Source organism: Enterobacter sp. BRE11, assembly GCF_031844285.1.
GTDB lineage: Bacteria > Pseudomonadota > Gammaproteobacteria > Enterobacterales > Enterobacteriaceae > Pantoea.
Window position 1 is genome coordinate 86,884 of sequence record NZ_JAUZUX010000005.1, and the last position, 15,804, is coordinate 102,687.

General features: G+C 57.9%; 15 protein-coding genes. 3 read left to right on the top strand and 12 right to left on the bottom strand.

Annotated features, from left to right (window positions below):
* Positions 1–3: 3 nt before the first annotated feature.
* From hemW to Q9R34_RS06965, 4 genes are read right to left on the bottom strand one after another with little or no spacing between them, the layout of a single operon-like run.
* The gene (gene hemW / locus Q9R34_RS06950; RefSeq protein ID WP_485892918.1) at positions 4–1,143 is read right to left on the bottom strand and encodes a radical SAM family heme chaperone HemW; all 1,140 of its coding nucleotides are present in this window, start codon (positions 1,141–1,143) and stop codon (positions 4–6) included.
* Positions 1,136–1,729: an XTP/dITP diphosphatase gene (locus tag Q9R34_RS06955; protein ID WP_485892919.1), complete on the bottom strand. Its 594-nt coding sequence runs from the start codon at positions 1,727–1,729 to the stop codon at positions 1,136–1,138. The genes hemW and Q9R34_RS06955 overlap by 8 nt, the downstream gene beginning before the upstream one ends.
* A gap of 17 nt (positions 1,730–1,746) precedes the next feature.
* On the bottom strand, positions 1,747–2,301 hold the full coding sequence (locus Q9R34_RS06960; RefSeq protein ID WP_485892920.1) for a YggT family protein: 555 nt from the start codon (positions 2,299–2,301) through the stop codon (positions 1,747–1,749).
* Between the two features lie 12 nt (positions 2,302–2,313).
* On the bottom strand, positions 2,314–3,021 hold the full coding sequence (locus Q9R34_RS06965) for a YggS family pyridoxal phosphate-dependent enzyme (protein WP_485892921.1): 708 nt from the start codon (positions 3,019–3,021) through the stop codon (positions 2,314–2,316).
* A gap of 16 nt (positions 3,022–3,037) precedes the next feature.
* Between Q9R34_RS06965 and Q9R34_RS06970 the strand changes: the two genes are divergently transcribed.
* Positions 3,038–4,090 carry a type IV pilus twitching motility protein PilT gene (locus Q9R34_RS06970; RefSeq protein WP_485892922.1) on the top strand — a complete coding sequence of 351 codons (1,053 nt, stop codon included), beginning with the start codon at positions 3,038–3,040 and terminating at the stop codon, positions 4,088–4,090.
* On the opposite strand, the gene ruvX is transcribed toward Q9R34_RS06970, so the two are convergent.
* The 8 genes from ruvX to metK form a co-directional block, all read right to left on the bottom strand.
* Complete coding sequence (ruvX, locus tag Q9R34_RS06975) at positions 4,059–4,475, bottom strand: Holliday junction resolvase RuvX (protein ID WP_033752261.1); 417 nt, start codon at positions 4,473–4,475, stop codon at positions 4,059–4,061. The two genes, Q9R34_RS06970 and ruvX, sit on opposite strands and share 32 nt — an antisense overlap.
* Positions 4,475–5,038 (bottom strand): YqgE/AlgH family protein, encoded by a 564-nt coding sequence (locus tag Q9R34_RS06980; protein ID WP_434125763.1) that lies wholly within the window; start codon positions 5,036–5,038, stop codon positions 4,475–4,477. Before Q9R34_RS06980 ends, ruvX begins: the two co-directional genes overlap by 1 nt.
* Before the next feature lie 81 nt (positions 5,039–5,119).
* Positions 5,120–6,064: a glutathione synthase gene (gshB, locus tag Q9R34_RS06985; protein WP_485892923.1), complete on the bottom strand. Its 945-nt coding sequence runs from the start codon at positions 6,062–6,064 to the stop codon at positions 5,120–5,122.
* A 116-nt stretch (positions 6,065–6,180) separates the two neighbouring features.
* On the bottom strand, positions 6,181–6,912 hold the full coding sequence (rsmE, locus tag Q9R34_RS06990; protein WP_033752252.1) for a 16S rRNA (uracil(1498)-N(3))-methyltransferase: 732 nt from the start codon (positions 6,910–6,912) through the stop codon (positions 6,181–6,183).
* 73 nt (positions 6,913–6,985) lie between these two features.
* A complete protein-coding gene (endA, locus tag Q9R34_RS06995) occupies positions 6,986–7,693 on the bottom strand; it encodes a deoxyribonuclease I (RefSeq protein WP_485892924.1) in 708 nt (235 codons plus the stop codon).
* A 78-nt stretch (positions 7,694–7,771) separates the two neighbouring features.
* The gene (locus tag Q9R34_RS07000; protein ID WP_434125903.1) at positions 7,772–8,284 is read right to left on the bottom strand and encodes a SprT family zinc-dependent metalloprotease; all 513 of its coding nucleotides are present in this window, start codon (positions 8,282–8,284) and stop codon (positions 7,772–7,774) included.
* A gap of 250 nt (positions 8,285–8,534) precedes the next feature.
* A complete protein-coding gene (locus Q9R34_RS07005) occupies positions 8,535–9,932 on the bottom strand; it encodes a sugar porter family MFS transporter (protein WP_033752553.1) in 1,398 nt (465 codons plus the stop codon).
* Between the two features lie 433 nt (positions 9,933–10,365).
* Positions 10,366–11,517 carry a methionine adenosyltransferase gene (metK, locus tag Q9R34_RS07010; protein ID WP_434125769.1) on the bottom strand — a complete coding sequence of 384 codons (1,152 nt, stop codon included), beginning with the start codon at positions 11,515–11,517 and terminating at the stop codon, positions 10,366–10,368.
* 714 nt (positions 11,518–12,231) lie between these two features.
* Between metK and speA the strand changes: the two genes are divergently transcribed.
* Positions 12,232–14,208, top strand: a complete 1,977-nt coding sequence (speA, locus tag Q9R34_RS07015; protein WP_485892925.1) for a biosynthetic arginine decarboxylase — start codon at positions 12,232–12,234, stop codon at positions 14,206–14,208.
* A 707-nt stretch (positions 14,209–14,915) separates the two neighbouring features.
* Positions 14,916–15,692 carry an EAL domain-containing protein gene (locus Q9R34_RS07020; protein WP_485892926.1) on the top strand — a complete coding sequence of 259 codons (777 nt, stop codon included), beginning with the start codon at positions 14,916–14,918 and terminating at the stop codon, positions 15,690–15,692.
* The last annotated feature ends 112 nt before the right edge of the window (positions 15,693–15,804 follow it).

Below are 15,804 nucleotides of genomic sequence, written 5' to 3' on the forward strand. Positions count from 1 at the left end.
CACTTACTCCTCCACCAAAAACAGCTCCAGCAGCGAGTTCAAAAACAGCTTACCTTTCTCCGTTATCTGCCAGTGCGTCGCGCTCTCCGCGACGTAGCCTGCAGCGATCGCCGCCTCAATCTGCGGCCGAATGGTCTGCTCGCTCAGGCCGGTGTAGCGCGCAAACTCCTCGCGCGGCGCCGCTTCAAGCAGGCGGAAACGGTTCATAAAGTATTCGAACGGCTTCTCTGCGTCGGCGACCTCATACTGCTTCTCCTGATAGCGGCCCTGCATAAAGCCGCGCGGATGGCGCGTCTTCACGGTGCGCACGATGCGTCCGTCAGGCTGGGTCAGCTTGCCGTGCGCGCCACAGCCGATGCCGAGATAGTCGCCGAAGCGCCAGTAGTTGAGATTGTGCTCGCAGCGGTAACCCGGCTTCGCATAGGCAGAGGTCTCATACTGCTGATAGCCCGCGGCGGTCAGCAGGCGATCCCCCTGCTCGAAGATATCCCACAGCGCGTCGTCGTCCGGCAGCGTCGGCGGACGCGAGCCGAACAGCGTATTCGGTTCAATGGTCAGCTGATACCAGGAGAGATGCGGCGGATTGAGCGCAATCGCCTGCTTCAGGTCGCTCAGCGCCTCCTCCAGCGACTGATCGGGCAGGCCGTGCATCAGGTCGAGGTTAAAGCTGCGCAGATGCAGCCCCTCGGCCAGCTGCGCGGCGCGCTTCGCCTCGTCCGGGCCGTGAATACGCCCCAGCCGCTCCAGCTTCTGCGGGTCGAAGCTCTGTACGCCGATAGAGATACGGTTAATGCCCGCCCGCTGATAGGCGCTGAAGCGGTCCGCCTCTACGGTGCCGGGATTGGCCTCCATGGTGATCTCCGCATCCGCCGCCAGCGGCAGCCGCGCGCGCACGCCGTCCATCAGCATCTGCATCGCCTCGCCGCTCAGCAGGCTCGGCGTGCCGCCGCCGATAAAAATGGTGCGCACCGCGCGCCCGTGGGTCAGCGGCAGGTCGTTTTCCAGATCGCACAGCAGATGCTGCACATACTCGACGTGCGGCACCTCGCCTTTTAACGCATGGGAGTTGAAGTCGCAGTAGGGGCACTTCTGCACGCACCACGGAATATGGATATAGAGGCTTAACGGCGGTAAATCAGGCATTGCGCATCGCTTCCAGCAGCAGCGTCAATGCTTTGCCTCGGTGAGAAACCGCGCCTTTTTCCGTTTTGCTTAGCTCGGCGGCGGTTTTGCCCAGTTCGGGCACGTAGAAGATCGGATCGTAGCCGAAACCGCCTTCGCCAGCGGCGGAGCGGGTGATTTCGCCCGCCCAGCTGCCGTGGAACACCAGCGGCGTCGGATCTTCCGCATGGCGCAGATAGACCAGCACGCAGTGGAACTGCGCCTGACGTTCGCCGTCCGGCACCGCTTCCAGCGCGTTCAGCAGCTTCTCGAGATTCTCCCGGTCGCTGGCTGCCTCTCCGGCGTAGCGCGCCGAATAGATGCCGGGCGCGCCGCCCAGCGCATCCACCGCCAGGCCCGAATCGTCGGCGATGGCGGGGAGGCCGGTGATCTGCGCGGCGTGACGCGCTTTCAGAATGGCGTTTTCGATAAAGGTCAGGCCGGTCTCTTCCGCCGACTCCACGCCCAGATCGGTCTGCGCCACGATATCCAGGCCAAAGGCGGAGAGCAGATCCGCCAGTTCACGTACCTTGCCGGGATTGCCGGTGGCGAGCACAACTTTTTGCATAGCAGTTCCAGTCATATTTACAGCAGAAACCAGAGGCCTGGAAACAGGTCCATTCCGAGGAAGTTCAGGGCGTAAAGCACCAGAATCACAATCATCGCCGAGAAGTCGATGCCGCCCATCGCAGGCAGAATGCGGCGAATCGGCGACATCAGCGGTTCAGTCAGCTGCACCAGCACATAGTCCAGCGGGCCGCGTCCCTGGCTGATCCAGCTCATCAGCGAGCGAATGATGATCACCCAGAACACCAGATAACCGGCAGATTTCAGCAGCGAGAGCAGGCCAACCAGCAGATTGGCCGGATCGACCGAAAAGGTGCCCACCTGGATCAGCAGCAAAATCGGATATTTTAGCGTCGTCAGCACAAACGCCAGCAGCAGCGAGGCGGTGTCGATTGGGCCGATAGCAGGAATAATGCGGCGCAGCGGCTTGATGATCGGCTGGGTAATCTTCACCACAAACTGCGACAGCGGATTATAAAAATCGCAGCGCGACCACTGCATCCAGATGCGCAGCAGCAGCACCATCACGTACAGGTCGATCAGCGTTTTGACTAAAAACGTCAGTGTTAACATGAGGTTCCTCAATTATTGTTGTGGATTGCGCGCATAATCCCGCGCGCCGAAAATCGCAGTGCCGATGCGCACCATGGTGCTGCCTGCGGCGATAGCCGCTTCCATGTCGTCGCTCATTCCCAGAGAAAGCGTGTCGACGTCGGGGTAGCGCTGCTTCAGCTGACGGAAGGCGTCGGCCATTCGCTGACAGACCGCCAGCTGGCGCGCGTAATCGCTTTCCGGCGCCGGAATCGCCATCAGGCCGCGCAGCCTCAGCCGCGGCAGCGCGGCAACCTGCTGCGCCAGTTCGGATAAAGCCTCCAGCATGATGCCAGATTTGCTGTTTTCGTCACTGATATTTACCTGAATCAACACATTCAGCGGCGGCAGCGAGTCGGGACGCTGATCGTTCAGGCGCTGGGCAATCTTCAGGCGATCCACCGTATGGCACCAGGCGAAATGCTCCGCGACCAGACGGCTTTTATTCGACTGCAGCGGGCCGATGAAGTGCCACTCCACCTCTGGATGTGCGGCCAGCGCCTCAATCTTTTCAACCCCTTCCTGCACGTAATTTTCGCCGAAGGCGAGCTGGCCAGCTTCGAGGGCTTCCTCGACCGCGCTCGCAGGTTTGGTTTTACTGACGGCAAGCAGCGTAACTTCTTCTGGATCGCGCCCGCATTGCGTTGCGGCAGCGCGGATCCGCTGACGCAGTTGCTGTAGGTTGTGCTGGATTGAGGTCATCGTCAGGAGGCTATCTATGGAGTTGGAAGAAATGGTGGCGCTTAGTGTAAAGCATAATGCCGCCGATCTGCACCTGTGCAGCGGAGATTCGCCGCGCTGGCGGCGCCACGGCAGGCTGGAGCGCATTCCCGATCTCGCGCCGCTGACGGCTGACTGGCTGGAGCAGGCCATCGGGCGCTATCTCAACCCGCGACAGCGCGAAGAGCTGGCGGCGCAGGGGCAAACCGACTTCGCCTTCTCGCTGGCCGACGGTCAGCGGCTGCGCGCCAGCCTGTTTCGCCAGCGGCAGGGGCTGTCGCTGGCGCTGCGGACGCTGGCGACCCGCTGCCCAGCGCTAGAGAGCCTGCGACTGCCAGCGGTAACGTCGCGCTGGCTGCGGCTGGAGGATGGGCTGCTATTAGTGACCGGCGCGACCGGCAGCGGCAAATCGACTACGCTTGCCGCGATGGTCGACGCCATTAACCGCCAGCAGGCGAAGCACATTATTACGCTGGAAGATCCCATCGAGTTCATTCACCAGAGCCGGCAGTCGCTGATCCAGCAGCGCGAAATCGGCACGCACTGCGCCTCGTTCAGCCTCGGGCTGCGCGCCGCGCTGCGTGAAGATCCCGACGTCATTCTGCTGGGCGAGCTGCGCGACGGCGACACTATCCGTCAGGCGCTCACCGCCGCCGAAACTGGCCACCTGGTGCTCGCCACGCTGCATACGCGCGGCGCGGCGCAGGCGATCGATCGTCTGGTGGATGTCTTTCCGGCGGAGGAGAAAAACCTGGTGCGCGCCCAGCTGGCAGGCAGCCTGAAAGCGGTACTGGCGCAGAAGCTGACGGCGGCGCGCGACGGCGGGCGCATCGGGCTGTTTGAGGTGTTGATCGCCACGCCTGCTATCGTCAACCTGATCCGCGACGGCAAGATGCATCAGATTGGCGCACTGCTGCAAACCGGCGCGCAGGCTGGCATGCAAACCTTCGAGCAGAGCCTGCTGGCGCGGCAGCGGGAAGGGCTGCTCGCCCCTGAACCAGGTGCGAGCGAGGCGGACCCTAGTGGGTTTCGAACCAGTCCTGCAGAATAATCGCCGCCGACTGCGAGTCCACCGAGCCTTTATTCAGCGCGCGATAGCCGCCGCGCTCGAACAGGCCAGCACGCGCTTCTACCGTGCTGAGGCGCTCGTCCTGCAGCTCGACACGCACGCCGAAGCGGCCGTGGAGGCGGTTGGCAAACTTGCGCGCGCGCGCGGTCAACGGCTGCTCGGTGCCGTCCATATTCAGCGGCAGGCCGACCACCACAAAATCGGGCTGCCACTCTTTCAGCAGGCGCTCGATCTGCAGCCAGTCCGGCGTGCCGTCCTGCGCTTTCAGCGCGGCGAGCGGGCGGGCACTGCCGGTCAGCTGCTGGCCGACCGCGACGCCGATGCTTTTGGTGCCGAAGTCGAAACCGAGCAGCGTTTGCGTCGTCATCAGGCGTGTCCCGCATCGCTGGCGATGCTGTGAATATCGATGCCAATGCTGCGCGCCGCTTCGCGCCAGCGCTCGGCGATTGGCGTCTGAAACAGAATATTGCTGTTGGCGGGCGTGGTGAGCCAGGCGTTCTCCATCAGCTCATTTTCCAGCTGATCTTTCTCCCAGGCGCAGTAGCCCAGCGCCACCAGCACATGCTCCGGCTGCGAAGCGGTGCCGAGCGACTCCAGCACATCGCGCGAGGTGGTGATCACCGTGGTGTCGGAAATGCGGATGCTGGATGAGAAGATGCGCTGCGCGGAGTGAAGAATAAAGCCGCGATCCTCGGCCAGCGGCCCGCCGCTGAATACCGGTTTGTCCAGGCGAATTGCGGGGTCGCGCTCGCCTGACGTGATTTTCAGCTTCTTTAAAATGCCTTCGACCGTCAGATTTTCCATCGGCTTGTTAATAATCAAACCCATCGCGCCTTCTTCATTGTGCTCGCAGATATAGACCACAGAGCGTTTGAAAAAGGGATCCTGTAGGGAGGGCATGGCAATCAAAAAATGATGCTGTAAATTCATTCTCACTCGATGTACCAAAAATAGCCGGCGCGGGTGTGCGCCGGTTTGGGTTGATCACGGAGCCTGGCTCCAGGGTCATGCTCAGCCCAGACGCTTCTCGATAGCGTCCATCAACATGCCGGTGATGGAGATCGGGAATGCGGCTTCAATTTCACGCACGCAGGTCGGGCTGGTGACGTTCACTTCAGTGAGTTTATCACCAATGATATCCAGGCCGACAAAAATCAATCCTTTTGCTTTCACCGTCGGGCCAACGCGGCGGGCAATTTCCCAGTCGCTTTCGCTCAGCGGACGCGCTTCGCCGCGGCCGCCGGCCGCCAGGTTGCCGCGCGTTTCGCCGCCCTGCGGGATGCGCGCCAGGCAGTAAGGCACCGGCTCGCCGTCCACCACCAGCACGCGCTTGTCGCCTTCTTTAATGGCGGGCAGATAGTTCTGCGCCATGCAGAAGAACTGGCCGTGGTTGGTCAGCGTCTCGGTGATCACGCCGAAGTTTGGATCGTCCTGCTTGACGCGGAAAATCGACGCGCCGCCCATGCCGTCCAGCGGCTTCATGATAATGTCGCCGTGCTCCTGCCAGAAGGCGCGCAGTTTCTCTTTGCTGCGCGTCACCAGCGTATCCGGCGTGAACTCCGAGAACCAGGCGGTGTAGAGCTTCTCGTTACAGTCGCGCAGGCTCTGCGGCTTGTTAACGATCAGCGTGCCTTGCTCTTCGGCGCGCTCCAGAATATAGGTGGCGTAGATAAACTCGGTGTCGAACGGCGGATCCTTACGCATCAGGACCACGTTGAGATCGGCCAGCTTGATCTCCTGCTCGCTGCCGAATTCATACCATTTATCATAGTTCTGATCGACGCTCAGCAGGCGGGTGCGGGCGTAAGAGACGCCGCCGCGCAGCGAGAGGTCGGCCATTTCCATATAGTGAATTTCGTAACCGCGGCGCTGTGCTTCCAGCAACATGGCGAAGCTGGTGTCTTTTTTAATGTTGATGGACGCGATAGGGTCCATAACGATGCCAAGTTTAATCATTATTCTCTCCTCAGAGAGGCGGTCTTTTCCGCCTCGTTCTGTGCGGTCAGCGCAGGCTGACCAGTCAGGACGCCAGTAAGTGCTGCGCGCGTCTTAATATAATCCCTGATTATTCCCTAGCCGAGATCGCCAAACCTCACCTGAAGTGCCGTAATCGCGGTCAGCGCGGTGGTTTCCGTGCGTAACACGCGCGGGCCGAGCAAAATATCGGTAAAACCGCGCTCGCCGGTCATGGCAATCTCCTCGGCGCTTAGCCCGCCTTCCGGGCCGATCAGCAGGCGAACCCGCTCGACCGGCTGCGGCAGCGTGTTGATGCTCTGCTGCGCGCGCGGATGCAAGTTAAGTTTCAGGCCGTCGTCGGCCTCGGCGCACCAGGCCTCCAGCGTCATCGCCGGGCGGATTTCCGGCACGCGATTGCGGCCGCACTGTTCGCAGGCGGCGATAGCGATTTTTTGCCACTGCTGGCGTTTTTTCGCCAGCCGTTCGGCATCCAGCTTTACGCCGCAGCGTTCGGAAAACAGTGGAGTAATCACGCTCACGCCCAGCTCAATCGATTTCTGGATAGTGAACTCCATCTTTTCGCCGCGCGACATCACCTGGCCGAGATGCAGAAACAGGGGAGACTCACGATCGTCGGGCTGGCCTTCAAGGACTCTTACTTTTACACGCTTTTTATCGACAAGAGTGATCTCTGCCGCAAAAGTCAGATTAGTGCCATCAAAGAGTTCCAGACGCTGGCCGCTGGTCATGCGCAGAACGCGTCCAACATGGTTAGAGGCGTCTTCGTCCAGCGCGATCTCGCTGCCGCTGGTTAAAGGTTCGGAATGATAAATGCGAGGTATGCGCATACAGGCCCTGAAAGCTGAGCGCCGCGCACCCGGCGCGGCAATATCGAGAAGACGTTAGTGTAGGGCAGTGATTTTAACGCTGGCAAGCCTGCTGCACATAAGGATTGTGATTGCCCTGCACGCGCGCGATGCGCTGGTCGCGTTCGCACTCCCAGCTGGAGACCGGATAGAGCTTGTTCCAGACGGTGAAAAGCTGAGTCTGCTGGCGCGACAGGCGCAAGTGATACTGGTCGCGCATATAGAAGTAGGTGCGCGCGATAGCGCCGCGGGCGCGGGCGGGCGGCTCGGCCTGCTTGTTCTTGAAGTCCACCTTCATGGCGCACTGGCCATACTGCTGTTCGCCGCCGTTCCACTGGCTGTAGGCGAAGTTGCCGCGGTCGCCGTTGACCTCGCCGACGGCGGGCTGCAGGTTATGCAGATCGCTTTCGATGCGGCGGTAGTCGGCGTCTTTGCTGCAGTTTTTGCGGCCGCCGTTCTGCCAGCACTGACGCTGGTGGCCGAACTCCCAGGCGGGCATCACATGTTCCCACTCGATGCGTCCGGCGCGGTTGGCGTTTTTACGCGCCTGATAGCCGCAGCTATTAAGATCGGGTATGCCTTTTTTACCCTGCCAGCTGATTTTACAGCCGCAGTAGAAGGAGCCGGGCGCGTCGGCGTTAATCGCCACAGCGAAGGTTTTCGCCTGCTGAAAGTTATTTTGATGGTAGTTATTGAGTGCGATCGCCTGGGCGGCGAGAGGAGAGAGCAGCAGCGCGACGGCGCAGATCATTTTGCGAGACATGTTGCGGAATTATTCTCAGTCGGTAAAAAAGTGCGGCAGGGTAGCAGAATGGCGCCGCAAGCGGAATGAGAATTGCGCTCAGGCTGGGGAGTAGTCGCCCGGTTTTAACAGGCTTTTGCAGCGCACGCAGCGGTATTCGCTTTCGCCGCGCAGCACGCGGTTATGGCGGCGTACCGTGAGATGATGCTGCTGGCATCCGCAGCGGTAGGGGAAGGTGGCGGCGCGCACCGAGGCGATTTCGAACTGATGGGTGCGGCGCGCGGGCACGCCAAGCACCTCCTGCATCATCCACTTCCACTCTTTGCCGTGCGGCGGCACGCGGCCAAAGACTTTCCATACCAGCAGATGCGCCAGCTCGTGCGGCACCACCTCATCAATGAACGCCTGCTGGTTTTCCAGCAGCAGCACTGGATTAAGGCGAATTTCCCACTTTTCCAGCCAGGCGGTGCCTGCCGCCGTGCCGCGCTGCTGATAGACCAGCGCCGGTTCGGCAAACGGGCGCTCCAGCTTCTCGCTGGCAAGCTGTAAGAAATGGCGCAGCGAGCGCATAACGGCCTGCTGGAGGGCGATGGGAAGTCGGGGCGTTTTCATGCCGGAAGCATAGGCGGGGCGGGCGAAGAACTCAATCAAATAAAAAAGGCGGGCCATAAGGCCCATCTTCAAACGGCGAACAAACTCAAAACACGGGTGACAAGGACCGAAGAGCAAAGCGTCCCGCGCAAGGGACTGCGCGGGCCGAGCCGCCATGGATGGCGCTTTTGCGTCTTTGCGATCGGGCCTTGTCACCCGTGTCCGCACATTGCTAACCGCTTCAGGCGGGCCTTTTGGCCGCCTGGGTAACTTAGTTGTTTGAACCGATATCGCGCAGTTTCTTGCCGGACATCAGGTTGCGCTCAATGTGCTCCAGCGAGACGTTTTTGGTCTCTGGAATCAGCATCAGCGTCAGCACAATAAAGAAGACGTTCAGCAGCGCATAGACCCAGAAGGTATTGGCGTTGCCCAGCGTATTCAGCATGGTGAGGAAGGTCGCGCCGACAATCATGTTGGCGATCCAGTTGGTCGCGGTCGAAACGGTAATGCCGAAGTCGCGGCCTTTCAGCGGCTGGATCTCTGAACAGAGCACCCAAATCAGCGGACCGGCGCTCATCGCGAAGCCAACGATAAACATCAGCAGCATGGCGATAGCAAAGTACTGCGCGCCCTGCGAATGGATGCCCATATGCAGCATGGTGCCCAGCACGCCCATCCCTGCCGCCATCACCAGGAAGCCCAGGATCAGCGTCGGTTTACGGCCCCAGCGGTCCACCAGACCGATAGCGATAAAGGTCGCCAGCACGTTGACCAGGCCAACGATAACGGTGCCCCACATCTGCTCGGTGGTATTGGTGAAGCCGGCGATTTCAAAAATCTTCGGCGCGTAGTACATGATGACGTTCATACCGGTGAACTGCTGCATCACCTGCAGCAGCACGCCGAGGAATACCGCGCGGCGGAAGTTGCTGTTGCTCTGGAACAGCTGCCAGCCAGACTGCTTGATCTTCAGGCTCTCGCGGATCTCTTCCAGCTCGCGTTTCGCCTGCTCGCTGGTGTCGCGCAGGCGATCCAGCACGCGCTGGGCGTCGCGGAAATCGCCTCTGGCCGCCAGCCAGCGCGGACTGTTGGGCAGGAAGAAGACGCCCACCAGCAGCAGCACCGCCGGAATAGTGATGATGCCCAGCATCCAGCGCCAGTCGCCGGACGCGCTGAAGGCGGTGTCAGAGAGGTAGGCGCCGAGAATACCGATGGTAATCATCAGCTGATAGAGCGAAATCATCGAGCCGCGAATTTTTTCCGGCGCGATTTCAGACAGGTAGAGCGGCGCGGTGTAAGAGGCAACACCGACGGCGAGACCCAGCACTACGCGTGCGACGATCAGCATTTCCGGGTTCGGTGCCATGGCGGACCAGAGCGAACCGATAACGAACAGAATGGCGCCGGCCATCAGGCTCTTTTTACGACCAAGACGCGACGACATCCAGCCGGAGCCGACCGCGCCGACCGCTGCGCCAAACATCATGGAGCTAACGATCCACTCCTGCTGGTGTGCGGTAACGTTAAAGTCTTTGGCGATAAACGGCAGCGCACCTGCGATAACACCGATATCCAGTCCAAATAACAGCCCTGCGAGAGCTGCAAGAAAGCAGACAAACAAGGTCATTGCCTTGTTTGAGGTTCTGCTTTTGTGAGTGTTGCCAGGCATGTTGCCTCCGAGTTTATCCATCATTGTTGTTATCTAATGTTAAAAAACCTTTCTCGGGTAAAAAGTGAGGACGATCACGCTAATGTAATCGCTTACACACGCTGAAACCCTGAAATTCAGCATATTCAGCCCAAAAAGGTTAACTAACCAGTAAGGTATAGCACTTGTTAAGTTTCCGACATGGCGTCAATTATCGGCTATCAGAGGACGCTGAAAATAACGCATTTTCAGCCGAATAACCACGCAGGTTAAATCCTAAATAACAGATTAATAAAGCGTTTCAATTTGTAATCGGTAACACGCCGAGGCTTGACGAGTGTGAAAAGTGTAGTAGAGAAAAGGAAATGTGCTGAATGAGGCGGAAAGCGGAGAAAAAAGAGGCCAAAAAACAAGGCTCTCCCCTGCGACAGGGGAGAGCCTTGAGAGGAAAACCTTACAGACCAGCAGCGTCGCGCAGCTGAGCAGCTTTGTCGGTTTTTTCCCACGGGAAGTGTTCGCGACCGAAGTGACCGTAAGCGGCGGTCTCTTTATAGATCGGCTGCAGCAGGTCCAGCATCTGAATCAGGCCGTAAGGACGCAGGTCAAAGAACTCACGCACCAGCAGCGTCAGCTGTTCGGTTGAGATCTTCTCGGTGCCGAAGGTTTCCACCATGATGGAGGTCGGCTCCGCCACGCCGATAGCGTAGGAGACCTGAATCTCGCAGCGGTCGGCCAGGCCGGCGGCAACGATGTTTTTCGCCACGTAGCGCGCCGCGTAGGCTGCAGAACGGTCAACCTTCGACGGATCCTTGCCGGAGAACGCGCCGCCGCCGTGACGTGCCATACCGCCGTAGGTGTCGACGATGATTTTACGACCGGTCAGGCCGCAGTCGCCCATCGGGCCGCCGATAACGAAGCGGCCGGTCGGGTTAATGTGGTATTTGGTGCTGGCGTTGATCCACTCGCTCGGCAGCACCGGCTTGATGATCTCTTCCATCACCGCTTCGCGCAGGGTTGCCTGGTCGATATCTTCAGAGTGCTGAGTTGACAGCACCACCGCGTCGATACCTACGATTTTGCCGCCGTCGTACTGGAAAGTGATCTGGCTTTTCGCATCCGGACGCAGCCACGGCAGCGCGCCGTTTTTACGTACTTCAGACTGGCGCTGCACCAGACGATGCGCGTAGGTCACCGGTGCTGGCATCAGTACGTCGGTTTCATTGGTGGCGTAGCCAAACATCAGGCCCTGGTCGCCCGCGCCTTGCTCCAGCGGGTCGGTGCGGTCAACGCCCTGGTTAATGTCAGGAGACTGCTTGCCGATGGCGCTCAGAACGGCACAGGAGTTGGCGTCAAAGCCCATATCAGAATGGACATAACCGATTTCACGTACGGTATTGCGGGTGATCTCTTCGATATCGACCCATGCGCTGGTGGTGATCTCACCGCCGACCAGCACCATACCGGTTTTAACGTAGGTTTCGCAGGCCACGCGTGCTTTGGGATCCTGCTCGAGGATAGCGTCCAGCACGGCATCAGAAATCTGGTCGGCGATTTTATCAGGATGTCCTTCTGATACGGACTCGGACGTAAAAAGGTGTTTAGCCATTCTGTTCTTTACCTTACAAATGGTTTGAATTCGACTGCATAGCGTAAGTGAGATGAACTTACTTGACGCCCCTTCAGGCAAAGCCGCGAGCAGTGTTAGAAGTGTCAGTATGTCAGACGTGAAACGCCTGGATGTTAACCAGTTTAGATGGAAAACCATCTGGACGGCTATTTTAGGTTAAGGGGTGAACGAAATGCCAGCCCTTTTTCTGTTTCCGCATTTTTCAGAAAAGCGTCTGCTGGCAAAAAATCGTGACGCGGAACGGCGGCGAGCCAGCAAAACGCTTTGCAATTTAGGCCGTCAGACGGTATAAAACGCCGCTGCTGCCTGCAGCTATAAGGATGACGCCGCTGCGCGTAAGCCACTGTCAGAGCTTCTCTGACGTTCGCCCAGATTGTTTCCACATGCGAAAACATGTGTGGAGGTGACAGAAGTAATGAACCACGCTCTCTTCTCTTGCGGTTCTCTGCGCTTATCGGGCGCGCTGGCGTACTCCTTTCCTGCCTTTTCTCCTCTTTTCCGACGTATCGCCTGTTGCGGTCATTCTCCCGACACGCGCGCCGGTTAACCTGTTTTTCCTTATTTACGCTACTGGCGCTCGCACGTCGGTGAACGTCGTGATGCATTCGGGGTCCATTTACACGTAACGGGCCAGGGTGTTTTACACTTAGTTTTGTGCTTTTTTCACATTCCAACAGAAATTCGAGGTTCGTGATGTCTGGCGACATGAAGACTATCAAGGGTTCGTCAGCTGGCGAACAGGGTGTGCTCCGCTCAATGCAGGAGGTTGCAATGAACGACCAGGATGCCAGCAAAATGCTGCGTACTTATAACGTTGCCTGGTGGGGCAATAACTACTACGACGTTAACGAACTCGGTCACGTCAGCGTCTGTCCGAACCCGGACGAGCCGACGCTGCGCGTCGATCTGGCAAATCTGGTGAAAGAGCGCGAGGCCCAGGGCCAGCGTCTGCCTGCGCTGTTCTGCTTTCCACAAATCCTGCAGCATCGTCTGCGCTCGATTAACGCGGCGTTTAAGCGCGCGCGCGAATCCTACGGCTACCGCGGCGACTACTTCCTGGTCTACCCAATCAAGGTCAACCAGCATAAGCGCGTTATTGAATCGCTGGTCAACTCCGGCGAACCGCTGGGGCTGGAAGCGGGCTCCAAAGCGGAGCTGATGGCGGTGCTGGCTCACGCCGGCAAAACCCGCACGGTGATCGTCTGTAACGGCTATAAAGATCGCGAATATATCCGTCTGGCGCTGATTGGCGAAAAGCTCGGTCACAAAGTCTATCTGGTCATCGAAAAGATGACGGAAGTGCGTCTGGTGCTGGAAGAGGCCGAGCGTCTGAATGTGGTGCCGCGTCTCGGCATCCGCGCGCGTCTGGCGTCGCAGGGCTCAGGCAAATGGCAGTCGAGCGGCGGCGAAAAATCGAAGTTCGGCCTCTCGGCGTCGCAGGTGCTGCAGCTGGTGGAGATAATGCGTAACGCGGGCCGTCTCGACAGCCTGCAGCTGCTGCACTTCCATCTCGGTTCGCAGATGGCCAATATTCGCGACATCGCCACCGGCGTGCGCGAGTCGGCGCGCTTCTATGTTGAACTGGCGAAGCTGGGCGTCAACATCAAATGCTTCGACGTCGGCGGCGGTCTCGGCGTCGACTATGAAGGCACCCGCTCGCAGTCCGACTGCTCGGTCAACTATGGCCTGAACGAATACGCTAATAACGTTATCTGGGCGATCGGCGATGCCTGTGAAGAGCATGGGCTGGATCACCCGACGGTCATCACCGAGTCGGGCCGCGCCGTCACCGCGCACCATACCGTGCTGGTCTCCAACATTATTGGCGTGGAGCGTAACGAGTTCATTACGCCGCAGGCGCCGCAAGAAGATGCGCCGCGCCCGATCCTCAGCATGTGGGAAACCTGGCAGGAGATGCACGAGCCTGACGTACGTCGATCGCTGCGCGAATGGCTGCACGACAGCCAGATGGACCTGCACGATATCCACACCGGCTATGCCTCTGGCACCTACGATCTGACGCAGCGCGCCTGGGCGGAGCAGCTTTACCTGAGTATCTGCCACTATATTCAGCAGCATCTCGACCCGAGCAACCGCGCGCACCGTCCGATTATCGACGAGCTGCAGGAGCGCATGGCGGACAAGATGTACGTTAACTTCTCGCTGTTCCAGTCGATGCCGGATGCCTGGGGCATCGATCAGCTGTTCCCGGTACTGCCGCTGGAAGGGCTGCATAAAAAGCCGGAGCGTCGCGCGGTGCTGCTGGACATCACCTGCGATTCCGACGGCACCATCGATCACTACGTCGACGGCGACGGCATCGCTGCCACCATGCCGATGCCGGAATACGATCCAGAGAACCCGCCAATGCTCGGCTTCTTTATGGTCGGCGCCTATCAGGAGATCCTCGGCAACATGCACAACCTGTTCGGCGATACCGAGGCGGTCAACGTCTACGCGCGCGCGGGCGGCGAAGTCGAGGTCGAGCTGTCGGACGAGGGCGATACCGTTGCGGATATGCTGGAGTACGTCCAGCTGAATCCCGACGAGCTGATGACGCTGTTCCGGAACCAGGTCAAAGAGACCGATCTTGACGACGAACTGCGCGCGCAGTTCCTGGAAGAGTTTGAAAGCGGCCTGTACGGCTACACCTACCTTGAAGATGAGTAAATAATGCTTTATGCCGGGCTTTGTCAGAGGCCCGGCACGCTCTACTCCCGCCTGAAATTCCCCTTTTTATCTGTTTTGTGAGCGCAATCACCGTTTTACGCCTGATTAAGTTTCGTAAAGCATGTGTTCCCACTCAGCTTCTTTACCGCCCCGAAATTTTTCAAAAAAAAACGAGACGTTAGCGTCAGCCTCTTTTTGCGCTTCCAGAATGGTTAAATCTGAAGCCTGGATAGCTTATGATTTCCCGGTTTATATATTATTAAACTTAAACATTATGGCTAAAGTCGAATTGGCGGATGTGATTTTTATCTGACGCTTTCTGGAGCGATGTTCATTTAATTTTCCAGAAAAAAATTATCACTATTTGTGATGTTTTGCAGGGGTGGTATGGTGTTTTTTTGCAGTTAAAACAAAAGAGTAAAAAATTAGCGTTTCGTCAAGTCTGTCATAACAATTAATTTAAAGCATGTTTTAAGAATTTTATTAACCCTGCGCAGCTTTAAATGGTCTCTTTTGATTGCTTTTGTCTATTGAAAATTAGAGCGTATTTGGCTTAAATCTATTTTTCAAAATGTAAGTTGTACGTTAGCATCAGGTTAAGGTGTTAAGAATCCTCTGGGTTTTCTTAACGTTCATATGAGTTTTCCTGACATTTCCGTTGCGGTTTTCAGGCAGCTGACTTATCGGATCAAGCGGGTAGCAGCAGAATGGGTCGTCAACTACATCTTCGTCAGCACTACGTCTTTTTGCTCGACCCGATTCATGCTCCCTCAGGGAAAGTGATAGCGCGGGAGCTGTTAACGCGCTTCGCGCCGGATGGCGAGATCGCCAGGCTGGCGGATGACAGCAGCGAACACCGGCTGCTTGAGTGTCTGCTCGAAGCGGAAAAATGGCAGCTGTTTCAGCGACAGCTAAACCGGCTTGAGACGCTTTATAACCGCGGTTTCAACCAGCTAATTAGCCTTAACGTCGATGGCGATATTATTCGCCATATTCTTGAGGATGCTGCGACGCAGCAAAGGCTGGATGAGCTGCCGTTATTGCGTCTCGAAATTTCCGCTTTTTTCACCCAGCGCTATTGCGCTGCCGATCGTCTGCTGCTGCAAAAGCTGGCGGGTATTACGCCTGCGTTATTATGGCTTGATGATTTTGCCGCGGGCGGTTCAACCCTTTCGATGCTCACCAGCGGTCTGTTTGAATATGTTAAAACCAGCCGCGACTTCTTCTGGAAATATGGCGAAGGCTACGCGTTTGATACGTTGCTTAATCATGTAAACGATTTCTGCAGCGGTATTATCGTTCAGGGCATAGAAACAGAGCGCCACCTGGAACGGGTTATGCGGAAACCGGTTATTGGTCTTCAGGGCCACCATTGGTCAGCGCGCCCACTGGCTGATGTTATTGATAAGACAGTAAAAGTAATGCCTTCTCAGGCGATAAAACAACAACAGACCTCCATCGCCAGCTACCCTAATTTTTTATGATATACCGCCTGCCTCCGCTATTGCGGGAGCGGGCCAGCCCGTTGCGGTTATTAAAACAATAAAAGTCACTCTCTCACCAGGATAAAGATTCAAAACGGCTCAGCGCGATTTC

Excerpts from the sequence above, each read along its gene's own strand:
- hemW (WP_485892918.1), bottom strand. The coding sequence starts at position 1,143 with ATGCCTGATTTACCGCCGTTAAGCCTCTATATCCATATTCCGTGGTGC.
- Q9R34_RS06955 (WP_485892919.1), bottom strand. The coding sequence starts at position 1,729 with ATGCAAAAAGTTGTGCTCGCCACCGGCAATCCCGGCAAGGTACGTGAA.
- Q9R34_RS06960 (WP_485892920.1), bottom strand. The coding sequence starts at position 2,301 with ATGTTAACACTGACGTTTTTAGTCAAAACGCTGATCGACCTGTACGTG.
- Q9R34_RS06965 (WP_485892921.1), bottom strand. The coding sequence starts at position 3,021 with ATGACCTCAATCCAGCACAACCTACAGCAACTGCGTCAGCGGATCCGC.
- Q9R34_RS06970 (WP_485892922.1), top strand. The coding sequence starts at position 3,038 with ATGGAGTTGGAAGAAATGGTGGCGCTTAGTGTAAAGCATAATGCCGCC.
- ruvX (WP_033752261.1), bottom strand. The coding sequence starts at position 4,475 with ATGACGACGCAAACGCTGCTCGGTTTCGACTTCGGCACCAAAAGCATC.
- Q9R34_RS06980 (WP_434125763.1), bottom strand. The coding sequence starts at position 5,038 with ATGAATTTACAGCATCATTTTTTGATTGCCATGCCCTCCCTACAGGAT.
- gshB (WP_485892923.1), bottom strand. The coding sequence starts at position 6,064 with ATGATTAAACTTGGCATCGTTATGGACCCTATCGCGTCCATCAACATT.
- rsmE (WP_033752252.1), bottom strand. The coding sequence starts at position 6,912 with ATGCGCATACCTCGCATTTATCATTCCGAACCTTTAACCAGCGGCAGC.
- endA (WP_485892924.1), bottom strand. The coding sequence starts at position 7,693 with ATGTCTCGCAAAATGATCTGCGCCGTCGCGCTGCTGCTCTCTCCTCTC.
- Q9R34_RS07000 (WP_434125903.1), bottom strand. The coding sequence starts at position 8,284 with ATGAAAACGCCCCGACTTCCCATCGCCCTCCAGCAGGCCGTTATGCGC.
- Q9R34_RS07005 (WP_033752553.1), bottom strand. The coding sequence starts at position 9,932 with ATGCCTGGCAACACTCACAAAAGCAGAACCTCAAACAAGGCAATGACC.
- metK (WP_434125769.1), bottom strand. The coding sequence starts at position 11,517 with ATGGCTAAACACCTTTTTACGTCCGAGTCCGTATCAGAAGGACATCCT.
- speA (WP_485892925.1), top strand. The coding sequence starts at position 12,232 with ATGTCTGGCGACATGAAGACTATCAAGGGTTCGTCAGCTGGCGAACAG.
- Q9R34_RS07020 (WP_485892926.1), top strand. The coding sequence starts at position 14,916 with ATGGGTCGTCAACTACATCTTCGTCAGCACTACGTCTTTTTGCTCGAC.